Origin of the sequence: Streptomyces sp. V4I8 (genome assembly GCF_041261225.1) — a bacterium.
In the GTDB taxonomy this organism is placed as follows: domain Bacteria; phylum Actinomycetota; class Actinomycetes; order Streptomycetales; family Streptomycetaceae; genus Streptomyces.
Window position 1 is genome coordinate 8,999,544 of sequence record NZ_JBGCCN010000001.1, and the last position, 20,993, is coordinate 9,020,536.

General features: G+C 70.6%; 20 protein-coding genes. 9 read left to right on the forward strand and 11 right to left on the reverse strand.

The annotated features are described in order from the left end of the window. Window positions 1–2: 2 nt before the first annotated feature. Genes ABIE67_RS40970 through iolC form a run of 5 tightly spaced genes read right to left on the reverse strand, consistent with a single transcriptional unit; the run spans window position 3 to window position 6,199 of the window. Complete coding sequence (locus ABIE67_RS40970; protein ID WP_370266634.1) at window positions 3–1,496, reverse strand: CoA-acylating methylmalonate-semialdehyde dehydrogenase; 1,494 nt, start codon at window positions 1,494–1,496, stop codon at window positions 3–5. Window positions 1,497–1,526: 30 nt separating this feature from the next. After that, window positions 1,527–3,404, reverse strand: coding sequence for a 3D-(3,5/4)-trihydroxycyclohexane-1,2-dione acylhydrolase (decyclizing) (iolD, locus tag ABIE67_RS40975; protein ID WP_370266635.1), 1,878 nt, complete (start codon window positions 3,402–3,404; stop codon window positions 1,527–1,529). 8 nt (window positions 3,405–3,412) lie between these two features. Next, window positions 3,413–4,300 (reverse strand): 5-deoxy-glucuronate isomerase, encoded by an 888-nt coding sequence (gene iolB / locus ABIE67_RS40980; protein WP_370266636.1) that lies wholly within the window; start codon window positions 4,298–4,300, stop codon window positions 3,413–3,415. 26 nt (window positions 4,301–4,326) lie between these two features. Further along, entirely contained in the window at window positions 4,327–5,205 is an 879-nt protein-coding gene (locus tag ABIE67_RS40985; protein ID WP_370266637.1) for a deoxyribose-phosphate aldolase, read from the reverse strand. Between the two features lie 34 nt (window positions 5,206–5,239). After that, window positions 5,240–6,199: a 5-dehydro-2-deoxygluconokinase gene (gene iolC, locus ABIE67_RS40990; protein ID WP_370266638.1), complete on the reverse strand. Its 960-nt coding sequence runs from the start codon at window positions 6,197–6,199 to the stop codon at window positions 5,240–5,242. A 296-nt stretch (window positions 6,200–6,495) separates the two neighbouring features. Here iolC and ABIE67_RS40995 point away from each other — a divergent pair, with 296 nt between their 5' ends. The 5 genes from ABIE67_RS40995 to ABIE67_RS41015 are packed head-to-tail and all read left to right on the forward strand — an operon-like array spanning window position 6,496 to window position 11,457. Further along, on the forward strand, window positions 6,496–7,512 hold the full coding sequence (locus tag ABIE67_RS40995) for a sugar ABC transporter substrate-binding protein (protein WP_370266639.1): 1,017 nt from the start codon (window positions 6,496–6,498) through the stop codon (window positions 7,510–7,512). Continuing rightward, window positions 7,512–8,591, forward strand: a complete 1,080-nt coding sequence (locus ABIE67_RS41000; RefSeq protein WP_370266640.1) for an ABC transporter permease — start codon at window positions 7,512–7,514, stop codon at window positions 8,589–8,591. Before ABIE67_RS40995 ends, ABIE67_RS41000 begins: the two co-directional genes overlap by 1 nt. 5 nt (window positions 8,592–8,596) lie before the next feature. Then, window positions 8,597–9,505, forward strand: coding sequence for an ATP-binding cassette domain-containing protein (locus tag ABIE67_RS41005; RefSeq protein ID WP_370266641.1), 909 nt, complete (start codon window positions 8,597–8,599; stop codon window positions 9,503–9,505). Between the two features lies 1 nt (window position 9,506). Beyond that, entirely contained in the window at window positions 9,507–10,409 is a 903-nt protein-coding gene (locus ABIE67_RS41010; protein WP_370266642.1) for a sugar phosphate isomerase/epimerase family protein, read from the forward strand. A gap of 25 nt (window positions 10,410–10,434) precedes the next feature. After that, window positions 10,435–11,457, forward strand: coding sequence for a Gfo/Idh/MocA family protein (locus ABIE67_RS41015; RefSeq protein ID WP_370266643.1), 1,023 nt, complete (start codon window positions 10,435–10,437; stop codon window positions 11,455–11,457). Window positions 11,458–11,552: 95 nt separating this feature from the next. Here the strand turns inward: ABIE67_RS41015 and ABIE67_RS41020 are convergent, their stop codons facing one another. The 4 genes from ABIE67_RS41020 to ABIE67_RS41035 form a co-directional block, all read right to left on the reverse strand. After that, window positions 11,553–12,575: a Gfo/Idh/MocA family protein gene (locus ABIE67_RS41020; RefSeq protein WP_370266644.1), complete on the reverse strand. Its 1,023-nt coding sequence runs from the start codon at window positions 12,573–12,575 to the stop codon at window positions 11,553–11,555. Then, a complete protein-coding gene (locus tag ABIE67_RS41025; RefSeq protein WP_370266645.1) occupies window positions 12,572–13,576 on the reverse strand; it encodes a Gfo/Idh/MocA family oxidoreductase in 1,005 nt (334 codons plus the stop codon). The genes ABIE67_RS41020 and ABIE67_RS41025 overlap by 4 nt, the downstream gene beginning before the upstream one ends. Window positions 13,577–13,679: 103 nt before the next feature. After that, complete coding sequence (locus ABIE67_RS41030; protein WP_370266646.1) at window positions 13,680–14,456, reverse strand: SDR family oxidoreductase; 777 nt, start codon at window positions 14,454–14,456, stop codon at window positions 13,680–13,682. Between the two features lie 26 nt (window positions 14,457–14,482). Beyond that, on the reverse strand, window positions 14,483–15,649 hold the full coding sequence (locus tag ABIE67_RS41035; protein ID WP_370266647.1) for a phytanoyl-CoA dioxygenase family protein: 1,167 nt from the start codon (window positions 15,647–15,649) through the stop codon (window positions 14,483–14,485). Window positions 15,650–15,768: 119 nt separating this feature from the next. Here ABIE67_RS41035 and ABIE67_RS41040 point away from each other — a divergent pair, with 119 nt between their 5' ends. Continuing rightward, window positions 15,769–16,797, forward strand: a complete 1,029-nt coding sequence (locus tag ABIE67_RS41040; protein ID WP_370266648.1) for a LacI family DNA-binding transcriptional regulator — start codon at window positions 15,769–15,771, stop codon at window positions 16,795–16,797. Window positions 16,798–16,863: 66 nt separating this feature from the next. Continuing rightward, window positions 16,864–17,475: a TMEM175 family protein gene (locus ABIE67_RS41045; protein WP_370266649.1), complete on the forward strand. Its 612-nt coding sequence runs from the start codon at window positions 16,864–16,866 to the stop codon at window positions 17,473–17,475. A gap of 9 nt (window positions 17,476–17,484) precedes the next feature. Here ABIE67_RS41045 and ABIE67_RS41050 read toward each other — a convergent pair whose 3' ends face one another. Then, entirely contained in the window at window positions 17,485–18,645 is a 1,161-nt protein-coding gene (locus tag ABIE67_RS41050; RefSeq protein ID WP_370266650.1) for a Gfo/Idh/MocA family protein, read from the reverse strand. 123 nt (window positions 18,646–18,768) lie between these two features. On the opposite strand from ABIE67_RS41050, the gene ABIE67_RS41055 reads away from it, so the two are divergent. Continuing rightward, the gene (locus tag ABIE67_RS41055) at window positions 18,769–19,791 is read left to right on the forward strand and encodes a LacI family DNA-binding transcriptional regulator (protein ID WP_370269439.1); all 1,023 of its coding nucleotides are present in this window, start codon (window positions 18,769–18,771) and stop codon (window positions 19,789–19,791) included. Here the strand turns inward: ABIE67_RS41055 and ABIE67_RS41060 are convergent. Further along, window positions 19,781–20,125: a cupin domain-containing protein gene (locus ABIE67_RS41060; RefSeq protein WP_370266651.1), complete on the reverse strand. Its 345-nt coding sequence runs from the start codon at window positions 20,123–20,125 to the stop codon at window positions 19,781–19,783. The two genes, ABIE67_RS41055 and ABIE67_RS41060, sit on opposite strands and share 11 nt — an antisense overlap. A gap of 167 nt (window positions 20,126–20,292) precedes the next feature. On the opposite strand from ABIE67_RS41060, the gene ABIE67_RS41065 reads away from it, so the two are divergent. Beyond that, the gene (locus ABIE67_RS41065) at window positions 20,293–20,943 is read left to right on the forward strand and encodes a GntR family transcriptional regulator (protein ID WP_370266652.1); all 651 of its coding nucleotides are present in this window, start codon (window positions 20,293–20,295) and stop codon (window positions 20,941–20,943) included. Window positions 20,944–20,993: the final 50 nt, after the last annotated feature.

Sequence of the window (20,993 nt, forward strand, 5' to 3'; positions counted from 1 at the left end):
TGTCAGGAGTTGCTGGGGAACCCGAGGTTGATGCCACCGTCGGACGGGTCCGGCCAGCGCGTGGTGATCACCTTGCCCTGGGTGTAGAAGGCGATGCCGTCGTTGCCGTAGATGTGCAGATCACCGAAGAGCGAGTCCTTCCAGCCACCGAAGGAGTGGTAGCCGACCGGCACCGGGATCGGCACGTTCACGCCGACCATGCCCGCCTTGACCTCCAACTGGAAGCGGCGGGCGGCGCCGCCGTCCCGGGTGAAGATCGCGGTGCCGTTGCCCCAACGGGAGGCGTTGATCAGGTTGATGGCCTCCTCGTACGTCTCCGCACGCACCACCGCCAGCACGGGGCCGAAGATCTCGTCCCGGTACGCGTCCGCCGTCAGCGGCACCCGGTCCAGCAGCGAGACACCGAGGAAGAAGCCGTCCTCGTGGCCCTCGACCGAGTAGCCGGTGCCGTCGACGACGACCTCGGCGCCCTGCTCGGCGGCGCTCGCCACATAGGACGCGACCTTGTCGCGGTGCTCGCGCGTGATCAGCGGGCCCATCTCGGAGGCCGGGTCGTTGCCGGGGCCGATGCGCAGGTTCTTCGCACGCTCGGCGATCTTGCCGACCAGCTCGTCGCCCGTCTCGCCGACCGCGACCACGACCGACACGGCCATGCAGCGCTCGCCCGCCGAGCCGTACGCGGCGTTGATCGCCTGGTCGGCGGCGAAGTCCAGATCGGCGTCCGGCAGGACCAGCATGTGGTTCTTGGCGCCGCCCAGGGCCTGCACGCGCTTGCCGTGCTCAACCGCCTTGAGCTGGATGTACTTCGCGATCGGCGTCGAGCCGACGAAGGAGACCGCCTCGATGTCCGGGTGCTCCAGGAGCCGGTCCACGGCCACCTTGTCGCCCTGGACGACGTTGAGCACACCCTCCGGCAGCCCCGCCTCGGAGGCCAGTTCGGCGAGCCGGTACGACGCCGACGGGTCCTTCTCGCTCGGCTTGAGCACGAACGTGTTGCCGCACGCGATGGCCAGCGGGAACATCCACATCGGCACCATGGCAGGGAAGTTGAACGGCGTGATGCCGGCGACCACACCCAGCGGCTGCCGGATCGAGGCCACGTCCACCCGGGTCGACACCTGCGTCGACAGCTCGCCCTTCAGCTGCACGGAGATCCCGCAGGCCAGCTCCACGATCTCCAGACCGCGCGCCACCTCACCGAGGGCGTCGGAGTGCACCTTGCCGTGCTCGGCGGTGATCAGCTCGGCGATCTCGTCGCGGTGCGCGTCCAGCAGCTCGCGGTACTTGAAGAGGATCGCCGTGCGCTTGGCCAGGGAGGACTGACCCCAGCTCTCGAACGCGGCCTTGGCGGAGGCGACGGCGGCGTCCACCTCGTCGACGGTCGCGAAGGCGACCTGCTTCTCCTGGGCGCCGGTGGCCGGGTTGTAGACGGGGGCGAAGCGGCCGGAGCCGCCCTCCACGGGCTTGCCGTCGATCCAGTGGGTGATGGTCTTCATGGTGCGAAAGGGCCTTTCGTAAGGGGGAGTTCAGAGGTGGTGACGGCGTCCGGCGACGTGCTGCTCGTACCGCTCGCGGGCTTCGACGGCGGCCTCGCGGGAGGCGACCTCGGCCACGGGCACGTCCCACCAGGCCTCGGCGCCCGGCGAGGTCGGGTTCTTGATGTCCGTCTCGACGTACACGCAGGTCGGCCGGTCCGAGGCACGGGCCGCGGCCAGCGCCTCACGCAGCTCGCGGACCGTCTTGGCGCGCAGGACGTCCATGCCGAGGCTGGCCGCGTTGGCGGCGAGGTCGACCGGGAGCGGCGCGCCGGTGAAGGTGCCGTCGGCGGCCCGGTAGCGGTAGTCCGTGCCGAAGCGCTCGGCGCCGATCTCGGCCGACAGCCCGCCGATGGAGGCGTAGCCGTGGTTCTGGATCAGGACGATGTTGACCGGCAGGCCCTCCTGGACCGCGGTGACGATCTCCGTCGGCATCATCAGGTACGTGCCGTCGCCGACCAGCGACCAGACGGCGACGTCCGGGGCGGCCTGCTGGATGCCGATCCCGGCCGGGATCTCGTAGCCCATGCAGGAGTAGCCGTACTCCAGGTGGTACTGGCGCGGCGAACGCGACCGCCACAGCTTGTGCAGGTCGCCCGGGAGCGAACCGGCCGCGTTGATCACCACGTCGTCGTCGCCGACCACCGCGTCCAGCGCACCCAGCACCTGGGTCTGCGTCGGTACGGCGCTCTCGTCGTCCGCACGGTAGGCGCCCTCGACGACCGCGTCCCAACGCTCCTTGCCGGCGCGGTACTCGGCCTCGTACGCGCCGTCCACGCGGTGGCCGGAAAGCGCCTCCGTCAGGGCCGTGAGCCCCGCCCGCGCGTCGCAGACCAGCGTCCGCGCCGCCAGCTTGTGCGCGTCGAAGCCCGTGATGTTGAGGTTCAGGAAGCGCACGTCCGGGTTCTGGAAGAGCGTGCCGGAGGCGGTGGTGAAGTCGGTGTATCTCGTGCCGACCCCGATCACCAGGTCGGCGGTGCGGGCGATGTCGTCGCTGACCGAGGTGCCGGTGTGGCCGATGCCGCCGAGGTCGGCGGGGTGGTCGTACCGGAGCGAGCCCTTGCCCGCCTGGGTGGAGGACACCGGGATGCCGGTGGCCTCGACGAAGGCCTTCAGCGCCGCCTCGGCCTCGCTGTGGTGGACGCCGCCGCCCGCGACGATCAGCGGGCGCTCGGCGGCCCGGATCGCCTCGACGGCCGCCGCCAGCTCGACCGGGTCGGGCGCGGGACGCCGTACGTACCAGACACGGTCGGCGAAGAACTCCTCGGGCCAGTCGTACGCCTCCGCCTGGACGTCCTGGGGGAGGGCCAGCGTGACCGCGCCGGTCTCGGCAGGGTCGGCGAGCACGCGCATGGCGTTCAGCGCGGACGGGATCAGGGCCTCGGGGCGGGTGATCCGGTCGAAGTACCGCGAGACCGGGCGCAGGGTGTCGTTGACCGACACGTCCGCCTCGGTCGGGTGCTCCAGCTGCTGGAGCAGCGGGTCGGGGGCGTGCGAGGCGAAGTAGTCGCCGGGGAGGAGGAGGACGGGCAGGCGGTTGATGGTGGCCAGGGCGGCACCGGTGACCAGGTTGGTCGCGCCGGGGCCGATCGACGTCGTCACCGCCTGCGCGGAGAGGCGGTTGAGCTGACGGGCGTGGCCGACGGCCGCGTGCACCATGGACTGCTCGTTGCGGCCCTGGTGGTACGGCATGACGTCCTCGCCCGCCTGGACCAGGGCCTGACCGATGCCGGCCACGTTGCCGTGGCCGAAGATGCCCCAGGTGCCGGCGATCAGCCGGTGCCGTACGCCGTCGCGCTCGGTGTACTGGACGGACAGGAACCGCACCAGCGCCTGGGCGACGGTCAGGCGGACGGTGGACTGGCTCATCGAGGACCTCACTGGGACGGAGCGGTGTAGAGGGGCAGACGGGGGTCGACGGGCTGGTCCGGCCAGGTGCCGCGGATCCAGGCGTGGTCGGGGTGGTCGCAGATCAGCCAGGCGCGCTCGGCCTCGGGGCCCGCCATGACGTTGAGGTAGTACATGTGGTGGCCGGGCACGGCCATGGAGGGCCCGTGCCAGCCGTCGGGGATCAGGACGACGTCGCCGCCGCGCACCTCCGCCAGGACGTCGGTGTTGTGGCCGTGTCCGGACGGGGAGACGCGCTGGTAGCCGAGGCCGGGCGTGCCCTCGTGGTCGGCGAACTCGAAGTAGTAGATCTCCTCGAGGACCGACTCCTCGCCGGGCCGGTGCTCGTCGTGCTTGTGCGGCGGGAAGGACGACCAGTTGCCGCCCGGTGTGATGACCTCGACCGCGATGAGCTTGTCGCACTCGAAGACGCCTGCCGCGCCGAAGTTGTTCACCTGGCGCGAGGAGTTGCCCGTGCCGCGCAGCTCCACCGGCACCGACGACGCCGGACCGTACCGGGCGGGCAGCCGCCGGGAGCAGCGCGCGCCCGTCAGCGCGAACCGTCCGCCGCCGGTGGACGAGACGGCCGTACGGGCATCGCGCGGCACGTAGGCGAAGTCGCTCACGCCACTGAACACACTGTCACGGCCGGTGAGTCGGAAGGTCTCGTGGCTGAAATCGTCAGCGCTCTCGACCGTGCAGCCGCCGTTCAGCGGCAGGACGATCCACTCGCTGTCGCCGGTGTCGAAGCTGTGCGAGCCGCCGGGCGGCAGCTCCAGGATCCGCAGGCTGGAGTAGCCCCAGCCGGCCTTCTCGGGCGTGACGTCCACGACGTAGGGGCCGCCGAGCGCCTTTCCCGCGGGAAGGTGATACGTCATCGTGTCTCTCCGCCTCACAATCCGGGTCACAACAGGCCGACGGCCGTGTCCACCGCCGTCTCCACGCTGCCCTCGGCCGGGTAGAGCAGCGAGCGGCCGACGACCATGCCCTGCACGGTGGGGAGCCTGAGCGCCTTGCGCCAGCGCTCGTACGCGCCCTCCTGGTCGCCCCCGACCTCACCGCCCAGCAGGACGACGGGGAGCGTGGACGTCTCAAGAACTTCGGCCATGTCGTCGGGGTCATGGGTGACGGGCAGTTTCAGCCAGGTGTACGCCGAGGTGCCGCCGAGGCCGGACGCGATGGCGATCGACTTGGTGACGGCCTCGGCGGACAGGTCGTTGCGCACCTGGCCGTCGATCCGCCGGGAGATGAACGGCTCGACGAAGAGCGGGAGTTGCCGCGCGGCCATGTCGTCGATGGCGCGGGCCGTGGTCTCCAGGGTGGTCAGCGAACCGGCGTCCGCGTAGTCGACGCGCACCAGCAGCTTGCCCGCGTCGAAGCGCAGCCGGGCGATGTCCTCGGCGCGGTGGCCGGTGAAGCGGTCGTCCATCTCGAAGGACGCCCCGGCCAGGCCCCCGCGGTTCATGGAGCCCATGACAACCTTGTCGTCGAGGACGCCGAGGAGCAGCAGGTCCTCGAGGATGTCGGCGGTGGCCAGCACCCCGTCGACGCCGGGCCGCGACAGGGCGACGCAGAGGCGTTCCAGCAGATCGGCCCGGTTGGCCATGGCCAGCCGCCGGTCGCCGACGCCCAGGGCGCCGCGGGCCGGGTGGTCGGCGGCCACGATCATCAGGCGGCCGCTGTCGCCGATCAGCGGGCGGCGCACCCGGCGGGCCGCGGCCTCGGCGATCGCCTCGGGGTGCCGGGCTCTGACCGCGGTGAGGTCGGGGATGGTAATGCTCAAGGAAAGCTCCGTTCAGGGAGGGCTCGGTCGGCCGTCACGACGCCTGGGCGAGGAGGCCCTCGACCTCGGACTCGGTGGGCATCGCGGAGGAGCAGGCCAGGCGGGAGGCGACGAGGGCGCCGGCGGCGTTGGCGTACCGCATGGTCTTCTCCAGCTCCCACCCGGACAGCAGCCCGTGGACCAGCGAGCCGCCGAACGCGTCGCCCGCGCCGAGGCCGTTGGCCACCTCGACCGGCACCGGCGGCACCTCGGCCTCGGTCCCGTCGCGGTGCACCGCCAGCACGCCCTTGGGGCCCTGCTTGACGACCGCCAGCTCCACGCCGGCCGCCAGCAGCGCCTCGGCGCAGGCGCGGGGCTCACGGACGCCGGTGGCGACCTCGCACTCGTCGAGGTTGCCGACCGCGACGGTGGCGTGCCGCAGGGCCTCGGTGTAGTACGGGCGGGCCTCGTACGGGTCGCGCCAGAACATGGGACGCCAGTCGAGGTCGAAGACCGTGGTGCCCGCCTTGTCGCGCGCCTTGAGGGCGGCGAGGGTGGCGGAGCGGCTCGGCTCCTCGCTCAGGCCGGTGCCGGTGATCCAGAAGACGCGGGCCGAGCGGATGGCCCAGTAGTCCAGTTCGTCGGAGTGTATCTCCAGGTCAGGGGCCTTAGGCTGCCGGTAGAAGTACAGCGGGAAGTCGTCCGGCGGGAAGATCTCGCAGAACGTCACCGGTGTCGGGTACGCCGCGACGGGCGTCACCCAGTGGTCGTCGACGCCGAAGTCCTTCAGGGCCTCGTGCAGGTACACGCCGAACGGGTCGTCGCCGGTCCGTGTGATCACGGCGGTGGCGCGACCGAGCCGCGCGGCGGCGACGGCGACGTTCGCGGCGGAGCCGCCGAGGAATTTGCCGAACGTCTCCACCTGCGTCAGAGGTAGGCCAGACTGCAGGGGGTAGAGATCGACTCCTATCCTTCCCATCGTGATCAAGTCGAAGGACTTGGCTGACTCGGCCATGCGCGACGCTCCTAGAGCTGGACAGGGGGTGCGGGTCCCAGCGGGCCTGCCGCCTCCCAGGTTTAGGTCGTGGAGGCCGACGCTGTCAATAGTTTGTACTTACATTCGGACCTGAGTGTGAAATGATGTCTTAACAAAGTATTGACAGCGGGCGCATCTAGGGATTGGATCCCGTCCCAGCGAACCGCAGTGTTCTACGGCACACGACCCGGACTTCCCGAGGCTCCGGTCATGGATCCAGTGATCATCCCTTTCCCCCCGTCGCACACCCCGTCGCACAGTGAGGTGCTGGAAAGATGGACCGCTACACCCCCCGCTCCCGCAAGTTGGCCCCAATGGTGGCCCTGGCTGCCGCGGTCACGCTGACCCTCGCCGGCTGCTCCAGCAGCTCCGGTGGCAAGCAGGCCGAGGAGGGCGGGGAGAACGCCTCAGCGGGCAAGGCCAACACTCCCCGTATGACCGTCGCCCTGGTGACCCACCAGGCGCCCGGTGACACCTTCTGGGACATCGTCCGCAAGGGCGCCGAGGCGGCCGCCGCGAAGGACAACATCGAGCTGGACTACTCCGCCGACCCGAACGCGGGCAACCAGGCCACCCTTGTGCAGACCGCGATCGACAAGAAGGTCGACGGTATCGCGGTCACCCTCGCCAAGCCGGACGCCCTGAAGGACGTCATCGCCAAGGCGAAGGCGGCGAACATCCCGGTCGTCGGCCTCAACTCCGGTGTGAGCGACTGGCAGAAGCTCGGCCTGATGGAGTTCTTCGGCCAGGACGAGACGGTGGCCGGCGAGGCGCTCGGCAAGCGCCTGAACGAGGAGGGCGCCAAGAAGGCCGTCTGTGTCATCCAGGAACAGGGCAACATCGGCCTCACCCAGCGCTGTGACGGAGTGAAGAAGACCTTCGAGGGCACGACCGAGACCCTCAACGTCAACGGCACGGACATGCCGTCCGTGAAGTCCACGATCACCGCCAAGCTCAAGACGGACAGCGACATCGACTACGTCGTCACCCTCGGCGCCCCGTTCGCGATGACGGCCGCTCAGTCCGTGGACGAGACGGGCAGCAAGGCGAAGGTCGCCACCTTCGACCTCAACAAGGAACTGACCGGAGCGATCAGCAAGGGCGACATCGAGTTCGCCGTCGACCAGCAGCCCTACCTCCAGGGGTACCTGGCCATCGACTCCCTGTGGCTCTACAAGAACAACGGCAACTACATGGGCGGCGGCGAGGCACCGGTGCTGACCGGACCTGCCTTCGTCGACAAGACGAATGTCGAGACGATCGACAAGTTCGCCGCGAAGGGCACCCGGTGATGAGCATGACCCGACAGGCTGAGCCGGCGGTGACCACACCGCCGGCCTCCGGCCCCGGCAAGGAATCCGACGGGCGGACCAAGGAGCGCCCCCTGGCGCTGCGCCTCCTCGCCCGTCCCGAGGTCGGTGTCTTCCTCGGCGCCGTCGCGGTGCTGATCTTCTTCCTCATCACGGCCCCGGCCGTGCGTGACGGCAGTTCGATGGCGAACATCCTGTATCAGTCGTCGACGATCGGGATCATGGCCCTGCCGGTCGCGCTGCTGATGATCGGCGGCGAGTTCGACCTGTCCGCCGGTGTCGCGGTGATCACTTCCGCGTTGACGGCCAGCATGACCGCCTATCAGCTGAGCATGAACGTCTGGGTCGGCGTGATCGTCGCCCTGATCGTGTCCCTCGCGATCGGCCTGTTCAACGGCTGGCTGCTGGTCAAGACCGGTCTGCCCAGCTTCCTGGTCACCCTGGGCACGTTCCTGATCCTCCAGGGCGTGAACCTCGCGGTCACCAAGTTGATCACCGGCAACGTCGCCACCGACGACATCAGCGACATGGACGGCTTCGACCAGGCCAAGGCGCTCTTCGCCTCGTCCTTCGAGGTCGGCGGCGTGAACGTGAAGATCACGGTGGTGTGGTGGCTGGTCTTCGCGGCACTGGCGACGTGGGTGCTGCTGCGCACGAGGTACGGCAACTGGATCTTCGCGGTGGGCGGCAACAAGGAGTCCTCCCGCGCCGTGGGTGTCCCGGTGACGTTCACGAAGATCTCCCTGTTCATGCTGGTCGGCTTCGGCGCCTGGTTCGTCGGTATGCACCAGCTGTTCTCGTTCAACACCGTGCAGTCCGGCGAGGGTGTGGGCCAGGAGCTCATCTACATCGCCGCGGCCGTCATCGGCGGCTGTCTGCTGACCGGTGGTGCCGGTTCCGCGATCGGCCCGGTCTTCGGCGCGTTCATGTTCGGCATGGTCCAGCAGGGCATCGTCTACGCCGGCTGGAACCCCGACTGGTTCAAGGCCTTCCTCGGCGTGATGCTCCTCGGTGCCGTCCTCATCAATCTATGGGTCCAGCGCACAGCGACCAGGAGGTGACCTGAATGACCACCGAAAAGACCGGCACGCACGGTGCCGTCCTCCAGGACAAGGCCCCGGAGAAGGACGCCCCGATCGTCGAACTGCGCGGGGCGGGCAAGTCCTACGGCAACATCCGTGCCCTGCACGGCGTCGACCTGAAGGTGTTCCCCAGCCAGGTCACCTGTGTCCTGGGCGACAACGGCGCCGGCAAGTCCACCCTCATCAAGATCATCTCGGGTCTGCACCAGCACACCGAGGGCGAGTTCCTCGTCGACGGCGAACCCGTCCGCTTCTCCACCCCGCGCGAGGCCCTCGACGCCGGTATCGCCACCGTCTACCAGGACCTCGCCGTCGTCCCGCTGATGCCGGTGTGGCGCAACTTCTTCCTCGGCTCCGAGATGACCAAGGGTTCCTGGCCGCTGCGCCGTCTCGACATCGAGCGGATGAAGAAGACCGCCGACGAAGAGCTGCGCAACATGGGCATCATCCTCGATGACCTGGAGCAGCCCATCGGCACCCTGTCCGGCGGCCAGCGCCAGTGCGTGGCGATCGCCCGCGCCGTCTACTTCGGCGCCCGCGTCCTCATCCTGGACGAGCCCACCGCCGCCCTCGGCGTGAAGCAGTCCGGCGTGGTGCTCAAGTACATCGCCGCCGCGCGCGAGAAGGGCCTGGGCGTCATCTTCATCACCCACAACCCGCACCACGCCTATATGGTCGGCGACCACTTCAGCGTCCTGCGCCTGGGCACGATGGAGCTCAACGCCTCCCGCGCCGAGGTCAGCCTCGAAGAACTCACCAACCACATGGCCGGCGGCACCGAACTGGCCGCGCTCAAGCACGAGCTGAGCCAGGTCCGCGGTGTCGACGTCGAGGAACTCCCCGAAGAGGAAGACCTCACCGCACCCGTGGCGTCCACCGAAGGGAAGTCCTGACATGACCCCTGCGCTCGACCGAATCCGGGTCGGCTCGGCCCCCGACTCCTGGGGCGTCTGGTTCCCCGACGACCCCGTCCAGGTGCCCTGGGAACGCTTCCTCGACGAGGTCTCCGAGGCCGGCTACGACTGGATAGAACTGGGCCCGTACGGCTACCTCCCCACCGACCCGGCCCGCCTCACCGACGAGATCAACAAGCGCAACCTCAAGGTGTCGGCCGGCACCATCTTCACCGGACTGCACCGCGGCCCCTCCGTCTGGGAGTCCACCTGGGAGCACGTCAGCGAGGTCGCCTCGCTCACCCAGGCCATGGGCGCGAAGCACCTGGTCGTCATCCCGTCGTTCTGGCGGGACGACAAGACCGCCGAGATCCTGGAGCCGCCGGAGCTCACCGGCGAGCAGTGGGCCCACCTGACCAAGGGCATGGAGCGCCTCGGTCACGAGGTGAAGGAGAAGTTCGGCCTCGACATCGTCGTGCACCCGCACGCCGACACCCACATCGACACCGAGGACCACGTCGAGCGCTTCCTCGACTCGACCGACTCCGACCTGGTCAACCTCTGCCTGGACACCGGTCACTACGCCTACTGCGGTGGCGACAGCGTCAAGCTGATCGAGACCTACGGCGAGCGCATCGGCTATCTGCACCTCAAGCAGGTCGACCCGGAGATCCTCGCGGACGTGGTGCGGAACGAGATCCCGTTCGGCCCCGCCGTCCAGCGTGGCGTGATGTGCGAACCGCCGGCGGGCGTACCGGAGTTGGGGCCGGTCCTGACGGCGGCGCAGAAGCTCAACGTGGACCTGTTCGCGATCGTCGAGCAGGACATGTACCCGTGCGAGCCGGACAAGCCGCTCCCCATCGCGGTGCGCACCCGTAAGTTCCTGAGGTCCTGCGGCGCCTGACGACCCGAAAGGACGGCCGATCACCATGACCCAGCGTTCGCACACGCTCGGAGTCGCAGTCATCGGTACCGGAAAGATGGGCGCCGACCATGTGCGCCGCATCCAGGAGGTCACCAGCGGGGCACGGGTGACCGCCGTCGTGGACGTCGACGCGGAACGCGCCAAATCGGTCGCGGCCCGCGTCGACGGCTGCACCGCGCACACCGACCCGGCCGCCGCGATGGCGGCGGCCGATGTCGACGCGGTGATCGTCGCCTCGCCGGGCCCCGCCCACGAGGCGGCCCTCCTCACCGCCTTCGAGCACGACCTGCCGGTGCTGTGCGAAAAGCCGCTCACCCCCGACGCGGCCTCCGCGCTGCGGGTGCTGGAGGCGGAGCAGAAGCTGGGCCGGCGCCGCGTCCAGGTGGGCTTCATGCGGCGTTACGACGCCGAGTACATGAAGCTCAAGGCCCTGCTGGAGACAGGCCAGTTGGGCCGCCCCCTGATGCTGCACAACCGGCACCGCAATGTCGCCAGCCCGCCCGGCTGGACGTCCGAGATGCTCATCAACGACTCGGTGACGCACGAGATGGACGTGACGCGCTGGCTGCTCGGCCACGAGATCACGGCCGTCACCGTGCACGCGCCGACGCCGTCCGGCAACGCGCCCGACGCCATCCGGGACCCGCAGTTCGTGGTCTTCGAGACCGACGGCGGCGCCATCGTCGACGTCGAGATCTTCGTCAACTGCGGCTTCGGCTACCAGGTCCAGGCCGAGGTCGTCTGCGAACGCGGCACCGCCCGCGTCGGCGACGGCCACGCCATGGTCACCCACGCGGCCGGCCGCTGGGGCGGCATCATCGCCCAGGACTACATCGAGCGGTTCGCCGACGCCTACGACCGTGAGGTCCAGGCCTGGGTGGACGCCACCCGGCGCGGCGAGGTCACCGGCCCCAGCGCGTGGGACGGGTACGCCGTGGCCGCGGTGTGCGAGGCGGGCGTACGGGCGCTGGAGGAGGGCGGCCGGGTCGCGGTGGACCTGGTCGACCGGCCGGCGCTGTACGTCTGACGACGGGCTGTACGTCTGATGACGAGCTGAAGGGCCGGGGAGTTTCCCCCGGCCCTCCTTCGTGCTCCGTTCGTGCTCCGCGTCCTGCTCTGCCCTCAGCCCGCGAGGGCCGTACGCGGTCGCGGCTCGAACCCCGCCGCGCGGTAGGACTCGTCGATCAGCGACATGGTCGCCAGGGCGTCGTCCGCGTCCAGCGCGAGCGGAGCGTCCCGGCGTATGTGGGCGGCCAGCGCCTCCAGCTGGTAGGTGTACGACGAGCGCGTGCCGAGCCGCTCCGTCCGCTCGCCGTCCGCCGTACGCACCACGACCCGGTCGTCGTGGTGCGGCAGCACGAAGTTCGGCGCGAGCGCCTCACCGGCCGAGCCCACGATCCGGCAGCTCATCTCCAGTTCGTCGTACGCCATGTGGCAGCGCGCGGACGCGGTCGCCCCGCCCGGGAACTCCAGCTCGGCGTCCAGCCATTCGTCGACGCCGGGCGCGCCCACCCGTTCCCCGCCGCGCGCGGAGACGAGTCGCGGCGCACCGCCCACCCACGGCGCGAGCATCCGCACCGCGTGCAGGCTGTAGCAGCCGAGGTCCATCAGCGCGCCGCCCGCGAGTGGCAGCGACCAGCGCGGGTCCCAGTCGCCGGGCGCCGGAATGGCGACCAGAGTCTCCACCCGCCGCAGCTCGCCCAGTTCACCGCTTTCGATGATCTCGTGCAGGCGCCGCGTGACCGGGTGGAAGAGGTAGTGGAAGGCCTCCATGAAGACCGTCCCGGCCTTGGCCGCCGCCTCCCGCACCTCGGCCGCCTCCTCGGCGTTGCTCGCCGACGGCTTCTCCGTCAGGACGTGCTTGCCGGCCGCGAGCGCGGCGAGGTTCCACGGCCCGTGCAGACCGTTGGCGAGCGGGTTGTAGACGACCTCCACCTCGGGATCGGCGAGCAGGTCGGCGTACGAGTCCACCACCCGCTCCACGTCGTGCTCGACGGCGAACGCCTCGGCGCGGGACCGGTCGCGCGCGGCCACCGCCACGAGGCGGTGGCCGGTGGTCCGGGCCGGGCCGACGAGGGACAGTTCGGTGATGCGTGCCGCGCCCAGTACTCCGATGCGCAGTGGTTCCCGGCCCGAGTCGTTCATCCCTGCCGTACCTCCTCGATCGTCACCGGACGGTGCTCGCGCAGCGACAGTGTGCACGCGTCGGCGATCCAGCCGGCCTCCAGGGCGTCCTCGATGGTGCAGGGGGAGGGCCGTGTGCCGGCCACGACCTCGGTGAACGCGGTGAGTTCGGCGCGGTAGGCGGCGGTGAAGCGGTCCATGAAGAAGTCGTGCGGGGTGCCCGCCGGGAACGTCACGCCGGGCTCGACGGAGCGCAGCGGCAGCTTGTCCTCCAGGCCGACCGCGATGGAGTCGGTGAAGCCGTGGATCTCCATGCGGACGTCGTAACCCCGGGCGTTGTGGCGGGAGTTGGAGACCACCGCGATGGTGCCGTCGTCGAGGGTGAGGATCGCGCCGGTGGTGTCGGCGTCGCCCGCCTCCTTGATGTAGTCGGCGCCCCTGTTGCCGCCGACGGCGTACACCTCGGTCACCTCACGGCCGGTCACCCAGCGGATGATGTCGAAGTCGTGCACCGAACAGTCCCGGAAGATGCCACCGGAGGCGGCGATGTAGGCGGCCGGCGGCGGCGCCGGGTCCAGGGTGGTCGAGCGGACGGTGTGCAGCTTGCCGAGCTCGCCGCTCTGCACGGCGGCGCGGGCGTTGACGAACCCGGTGTCGAAGCGGCGGTTGTAGCCGATCTGGATCGGCACGTCCGTGCCCTGGACGGCCTTCAGTACCTGGACGCCCTCGCTCATGGTCTTGGCGACGGGCTTCTCGCAGAAGACGGGGATGCCGGCCTCGACCCCGGCCAGGATCAGCGCGGGGTGGGCGTCGGTCGCGGCGGCGACGACGATGCCGTCCACGCCGGCGGCCAGCAGGGCCTCGGGCGAGTCCACGACCTCGGCACCGAACCGCTCCGCGGCGGCTTTGGCGGCGTCCGCGAACGGGTCGGTGACGACGAGGGAGTCGACCGCGTCGAGTCCGGAGAGGGTCTCGGCGTGGAAGGCGCCGATGCGGCCGAGGCCGAGAATTCCAATGCGCATGAGCTCCGCTGCTTTCCTGTGTGTGGTTGCTGTCCGTTGCTGGGGCTCCGCCCCAGACCCCGATCGCCCTTCGGGCTCGTCCTCAAGCGCCGGACGGGCTGGTTCAGTCCAGGCCGCCCAAGACGTTCTGGTCCCAGTCGATCACCGATCCCGTCACTACCCCGGACCGGTCCGAGAGCAGGAAGACCACGAAGTCGGCGATTTCGTCCGGCTGGCCGAGCTTGCCCATCGGGAGCTTCGCGGCGGCCTGCTCCCGCCAGTCGTCCGCGGCTCCGTGGAAGGTCTTCTGCGTCGCGTCCTCCCCCTCCGTGGCCGTCCAGCCGATGTTCAGTCCGTTGATCCGGACCCGGTCCCAGCGGTGGGCGTGTGCGGCGTTGCGGGTCAGGCCGATGAGGCCGGCCTTGGCGGAGACATACGGGGCGAGGAACGGCTGACCGCCGTGCGCCGAGGACGTGATGATGTTGACGATCGTGCCGGGGGCCTTGCGCGCGACCATGTCGGAGACGGCGGCCTGCATGGCGAAGAACGGCGCCTTGAGGTTGATGGCGATGTGCTGGTCGAACAGTTCGGGCGTGGTGTCGAGCAGGGTGCCCCGGGACGTCAGCCCCGCCGAGTTGACCAGGCAGTCGATCCGGCCGTACGCGTCGACGACCTCGGCGACGGAGGCCTTCGCCTGCTCGGCGTCCGACAGGTCGGCCTGTACGAACATGGCCTTGCCGCCGTCGGCGGCCAGTTCGGCCACCAGCGCCTCACCGGGTTCCGGGCGGCGTCCGGTGACGGCGACGACCGCACCCTCGCGGACGGCCGCCCGTGCGATGGCGGCGCCGACCCCCTGGCTGCCTCCGTTGACGAGGACCACCTTGTGGTCGAGAAGTCCCATGTCTTTCCGGGTCCTTTCGGTTCTGGTCAGCTCTGGCGCCGCTCGGCGCCGGCCCGCAGTCCGTCCCGCAGGGCCTCGGGGGTCCATGTCTCGCGCAACGCGCGCCGGATGACGTCCGCCTGCGAGGGCGGGGCCAGCCCGGCCACCGGCGGGTCGCTGTCGAGGTTGGTGGGGAAGGGGTAGCCCTCGGCGCTCGCGGCGATCACGTTCGCCGTCCACGCCTCGCCCGCGCCCTCGCTCTGCCGCCCCAGCAGCACGGGGTACACGGCGTTGGCGACGGCCTCGCGGTCCACGGTCTCCATGGCCCGCCCGAACGCGGAGGACACCTGGAGCAGGTTCGCCATGCGTCGGATGTCCGCCGACCGGTTGGTGCCGGCCGCGTGGAAGAGCGCCGGGTTGAAGAAGGCCGCGTCGCCCTTGGCGAGGGGAAGCTGGACGTGGTGGTCCTCGAAGTACGCCTGGAACTCCGGGAGCCGCCACGCCAGATAGCCGGGCTCGTACCGCTGCGAGTACGGCAGGTACATCGTCGGCCCGGACTCCACCGGCATGTCGCAGTGCGCGACGGCGCCCTGGAGGGTGAGCACGGGGGAGAGGACGTGGACATGGGCCGGGTAGGCGGCGGCCACCTCGTTGGAGAGGAAGCCCAGGTGGTAGTCGCGGTGCACGGTCTGTGCCGCGCCGCCCGGGTTGACCACGTTCACCTGTGAGGTCACCTGGTAGCCGGGCCCGAGCCAGGCGGCCGAGACCAGGGCCAGGATGTCGTTGGCGTAGTAGTCGGCGAACGCCTCGGGGTCGTAGAGGGCCGCCTTCTCCAGCGCGTTCCAGACCCGGTCGTTGGCGCCCGGCTTGGCGAAGTGGTCGCCGGCGTCGGCGCCCGAGGCGCGCTGCTCGGCGATCAGGGCGTCGAACACGGTGCTGAGCCGGTCGACGGTCCCCGGGTCCGGGAAGGCGCGCTGGAAGACCACGATGCCCGGCCCCTCGGTGAGGGCGCGGACCAGTTCGGCCCGTACCGCACGGAGGTCGTCGGCCTCGCGCACGCGGTCGCTGTCGTAGATCAGGACGTTGCGCTCCACGGAGGAGGCGTACGGGAAGTCGGCGAGGTCGGTGGTCCGTTCGACGAGCCCACGGAAGTCGGCGAGGTCACAGTCGCGCTCGGACAGCCAGGCCCGGCGGTGGACGGAGGTGAAGGACATCGGTGTCCTCTCGATGACAGGCTCGGTGACAGGGGCGACTCAGCGCTGCCATTCTTGTCATGACAATCCCGTCGAACAACCAGCAGCCGCCCATCAAAAACCCCTCAAGGAGCCGCCGTATGGGCCACCCCTTCCCGATCCGGGAAATAGCACGTCAGGCGGGCCTGAGCGAGGCCACGGTGGACCGGGTCCTGAACGGCAGGGGAGGGGTGCGCGAGAGCACCGCGCGGGAGGTCCGGCAGGCGATCGCCGATCTGGACCGGCAGCGCACCCAGGTCCGGCTGGTGGGCCGTACCTTCATGATCGACATGGTGGTGCAGGCGCCCGAGCGGTTCACCACCGCCGTACGCGCCGCCCTGGAGGCCGAGCTGCCGTCCCTGCACCCGGCCGTGGTGCGCTCACGCTTCCACTTCCGGGAGACCGGGCCGATGCCGGAGCTGACCCGGACGCTGGACCGCATCGCCCGGCGCGGCTCGCAGGGCGTGATCCTCAAGGCCCCGGACGTCCCCGAGGTCACCGCCGCCGTCGCCCGGCTCGCGGAGGCCGGCATCCCGGTGGTGACGCTGGTGACCGACCTGCCCTCCACCGCCCGCCTCGCCTATGTCGGCATCGACAACCGGGCCGCCGGGGCGACCGCCGCGTACCTCATGGGCCAGTGGCTCGGCGAACGCCCCGGCAATGTGCTCACCAGCCTCAGCAGCGGCTTCTTCCGCAACGAGGAGGAGCGTGAGATGGGCTTCCGCAGCGCCATGCGGACCCTCCATCCCGACCGCACACTCGTCGAGATCGCCGAGGGGCAGGGGCTGGACGCCACCCAGTACGACCTGGTCCGGGCCGCGCTGGAGCGTGACCCGGACATCCGTGCCGTCTACTCGATCGGCGGCGGCAACATCGCCACGCTGCGGGCCTTCGGGGACCTGGGCCGGGAGTGCGCGGTGTTCGTCGCGCACGACCTCGACCAGGACAACACCCGTCTGCTGCGCGAGCACCGCCTGTCCGCCGTCCTCCACCACGACCTGCGCCAGGACATGCGCGAGGCCTGCCACATCGTGATGCGGGCCCATGGTGCGCTGCCGCCGGCGGGACCCACGCTGCCGACGTCGATCCAGGTGGTGACGCCGTACAACATGCCCACGCCCATCGGGTGACGATCGAGGGCATGCGCCTGGCGTGTACACCGGCTCGACGGGTCCCGGCTCCCTACCGTCGTGCCCATGTGGAAATCGAACCCGGACGGCGGGCCCGAGCGGCTGGTGACGCTCGCCGACGGCGTGTTCGCCATCGCCATCACGCTGCTCGTCCTGGACTTCTACGTCCCACGGGGACTGGGCTCGGACGGGTACGACGACGCCCTGCACGAACTGATCCCGAACCTCGGTGCCTACGCGCTCAGCGTGCTGGTGCTCGGCGCCTTCTGGCGTGAACACCGCCGGATCTTCGGCTACGTCCGACAGGTCGACGGGCAGGTGATCACCCTGTCCATCGTGGGCCTGAGCATCGCGGCCCTGCTGCCCTTCCCCACCAAGCTCCTCTCCGAGTACGGCGGAGAGCCCGAGTCCGTCGCCATCTACGCGGCGGCGGTCGCCGCCCTCGGTGCCGCCGACCTCGCGGTGCTCCTCGTCCTGGTCCGGCGACCCTGGCTGCGCGGTGCGACGCAGCCGCCGGAGGGCTTCGGGCTCTTCGTGCTCGACCTCTCGGTGACGGTGGTCGTCTTCGTCGCCAGCGTCCCGCTCGCCCTGGCCTACGGCGAGACCGCCATGTGGCTCTGGCTGGTCATGGCCCCGGTCAAGGTGGCCATCGGCCGGCGGGCCCGAAGGGCGCGCTGATACCGGCCGTCACCCTCCCGCGGCCACGTCCACCCACGCGCCGCTCTCCGCCGAGCGCACCATCGCGTCCAGTACGGCGGCGCTGCGCACGGCGTCGTCGAGGGTGGCCCCCTGCGGGGTGCCCTCGGCGACCGAGCGCAGGAAGCGGTACGCCTCGACGACCTTGAGGTCGTCGTAGCCCATGGCGTTCGCCGCACCCGGCTGGAAGGCACCGAACTCGCCGGCGCCCGGGCCGACGTACACCGTGCTGACCGGCTGGTCCTGGTAGGCGGTGCCGCGGCTGATGCCGAGCTCGCCCATGCGACGGAAGTCCCAGAACACCGCGCCCTTGGTGCCGTGCACCTCGAAGCCGTAGTTGTTCTGCTCGCCGACCGAGACCCGGCAGGCCTCCAGCACGCCGCGGGCGCCGGAGGCGAAGCGCAGCAGACAGTTGACGTAGTCCTCGTTCTCGACGGGGCCGAGCTCCCCGGTGGCCAGGGTGTGCCCGGCGGTGGCGCCGGTCGGACGGGCCCGCTCCGGGACGAAGACCGCGGTGTCGGCGGTCAGCGAGGTGATGTCGCCGAGCAGGAAGCGGGCCAGGTCGGCGCCGTGCGAGGCGAGGTCGCCGAGGACTCCGCTGCCGCCGCGCTCGCGCTCGTAACGCCAGGTCAGGGCACCCTGCGGGTGAGCGGCGTAGTCACTGAAGAGGCGGATGCGGACATGCGTGACGGTGCCGATCTCACCGGCGGCGATCAGGTCGCGGGCGGTCTCGACGGCGGGCGCGTTGCGGTAGTTGAAGCCGACCGCGCTCTGTACGCCGGCCTTGGCGGCCGCGTCCGCCACCGCGCGGGCGTCCTCTGCGGTCAGGCCCACCGGCTTCTCGATCCAGATGTGCTTGCCGGCCTCGGCCATCGCGACGCCGATCGCGCGGTGCAGGAAGTTCGGGGCGGTGATGCTGACCGCCTGCACGCGGGGGTCGGCGGCCACGTCGCGCCAGTCGCGGGTCGCCGTGGCGAACCCGAACCGCGCGGCGGCCTCCTGGGCCCGCCCGGGCACCTCCTCGGCGACGGTCACCAGCTCCGGACGCAGGGGCAGCGCCGGGTAGTGGTGCGGGACGCGGGCGTACGCCTGGGTGTGCACCCGCCCCATCCAGCCGAATCCGACGACGGCGACGCCGAGCGTGTCCACCATTGCAGCCCCTCTTTGGACCGGTCCATTTCGTGTCGAGCTCACCTTGGGTGCGGCCCGGCACCGGTGTCAACCCCTGCCTTCGCCTTTGACAAGGCCCGGCACCGCGTGGAACGGTCCATGTCCATGAGAGCGCCGACGATCCGTGATGTGGCCGACCGGGCCGGCGTCTCCAAGTCACTGGTCTCGCTCGTGCTGCGCGGCTCGGACCAGGTGCGCCCGGAGAAGCGGGAGGCCGTCCTGCGGGCCGTACGCGAACTCGGCTACCGCCCGAACGCCGCCGCGCGCAGCCTCAGCGAGCAGCGCACCCGCACGGTCGGCGTCCTCCTGAACGACCTGCGCAACCCCTGGTTCGTCGACATGCTCGACGGCCTGAACTCACTCCTGCACGACAACGGCCTGCGCATGCTCCTGGCCGACGCCCGCCTCAACCGCCGTACCGGACAGGACCCGGCCGGCCCCTTCCTGGACCTCGGGGTGGACGGCCTGGTCGTGGTCGGCACACTGCCCGACCCCGCCGCGCTCGGCGCGGTCGCCGAACGCCTCCCGGTGGTGGTGGCGGGCGCGCGCGAGCCGCTGCTGCCCGGCGTGGACGTCGTCGCCAACGACGACGAGCGGGGCGCCCGGCTGGTCACCGAGCACCTGATCGGCCTCGGGCACCGGCGCATCGCGCACATCGCCGGCTACGGCGCGGTCGGTGAGCTGCGCCGGCGGAGCTTCGAGGCGACGATGCGGGCGCACGGCCTCGGGGCCGAGGCGGTCGTCGAGGCGAGCGACATGACCGAGGAGGGCGGCTACCGGACGACGGTCCGGCTGCTCAGCCGCGCGGACCGGCCGACCGCCGTCTTCGCCGTGAACGACATCGCCGCCATCGGTGCGCTGTCGGCCGCCGAGGAGTCGGGACTGCGGGTGCCGCGCGATCTCTCCGTCGTCGGCTACGACAACACCAGCATCGCCCGCCTGCGCCACGTGTGGCTCACCACGGTCGACAACGCCAGCCACGAGGTCGGCCGCCGCGCGGCCCGCTGTCTGCTCGACCGGTTCGAGGGCGGCGGGGGAGCGGGTGAAGTCCGCCTCGCCGTACCGACGTTGGAGATCCGGGGCTCGACGGCGCCCCCACTCCCCGCCGGTCCCTCGCTCACAGGTTGATCGCGTACGCCTTGCGCAGCGTCTCGTGCACCGTCCACGTCGTACGGTCGCCCTCGCGCAGTACGGCCATGTCGCCCGGCCCCACCGTCAGCGTCGGCCCGCCCTCGACCTCGATGGTGGCCGACCCGCTGACCACGACGAACAGCTCGTCGGCCTCGGTGTCGGTGACCACGCCCGGTGTGATCTGCCAGACGCCCCGCACCTGACGCCCGTCCTCCGACTCCCAGACGACCTTCCCGGTCACCTCGGGCGTCCCGGAGACGATCTGCTCGGGAGCGAGGGGCTCGGGTTCGAGCTCGGCGTCGGGGATGTAGAGAACGAAGCTGTGCGTCATGCGGACGACCCTAGCCGGGCGGAGCGGGGGACCGGCCTGGACAGAGTGTGGGGTGTCGGCGGGAGCGGGCGGACACTCCGTCGCGGCCGAACGAACAGCGGACAAAATTGTTGACAATTATGTTTGACTAGATTTACGTTCGACAGGCACTCACTCAGGGAGGGCACATGCCGAAAGAAGCCCGTCCGAGCACCGGGGAGCAGGCCAAGCAGCATGCGTTCGCGCAGTTGCGGCAGGCGATCCTGCACGGCGAGATGGCACCGGCGCAGCGGCTGGTGGAGAACGAGCTCGCCGAGCAGTTCGGTGTGACACGGGCCAGCATCCGTGCGGCGCTCATCGATCTGGAGGCTCAGGGACTGGTCGAGCGGATCCGCAACCGTGGCTCGCGGGTGCGGGTGGTGACCGTGGAGGAAGCGGTCGGCATCACCGAGTGCCGCATGGTCCTGGAGGGGCTCTGCGCGGCGAAGGCCGCCGTCGCGGCCAGCGACGAGCAGCTGACCCAGCTGGCGGACCTGGGCACGGCGATGACCAAGGCCGTGGCCGACGGCGAGCCGATGACGTACTCGGAGCTGAACCAGGAACTGCACGCCAGGATCCGGGAGTTCTCCGGCCAGCGCACGGCCGTGGAGCTGCTGGAGCGGCTCAACGCACAACTGGTGCGCCACCGCTTCCAGCTGGCGCTCAGGCCCGGCCGTCCGCAGCACTCCCTGAACGAGCATCTGGCCATGATCCAGACGATCCGGGCCAGGGACCCGCAGGCGGCCGAGGCGGCCGTCCGCGCCCACCTCACCAGCGTGATCGAGGCGCTGCGCGACTGAGTCCGACGAGTCGCCGCGCGGCTGAAGCGCACGGGGGGGCGGGCGCACAC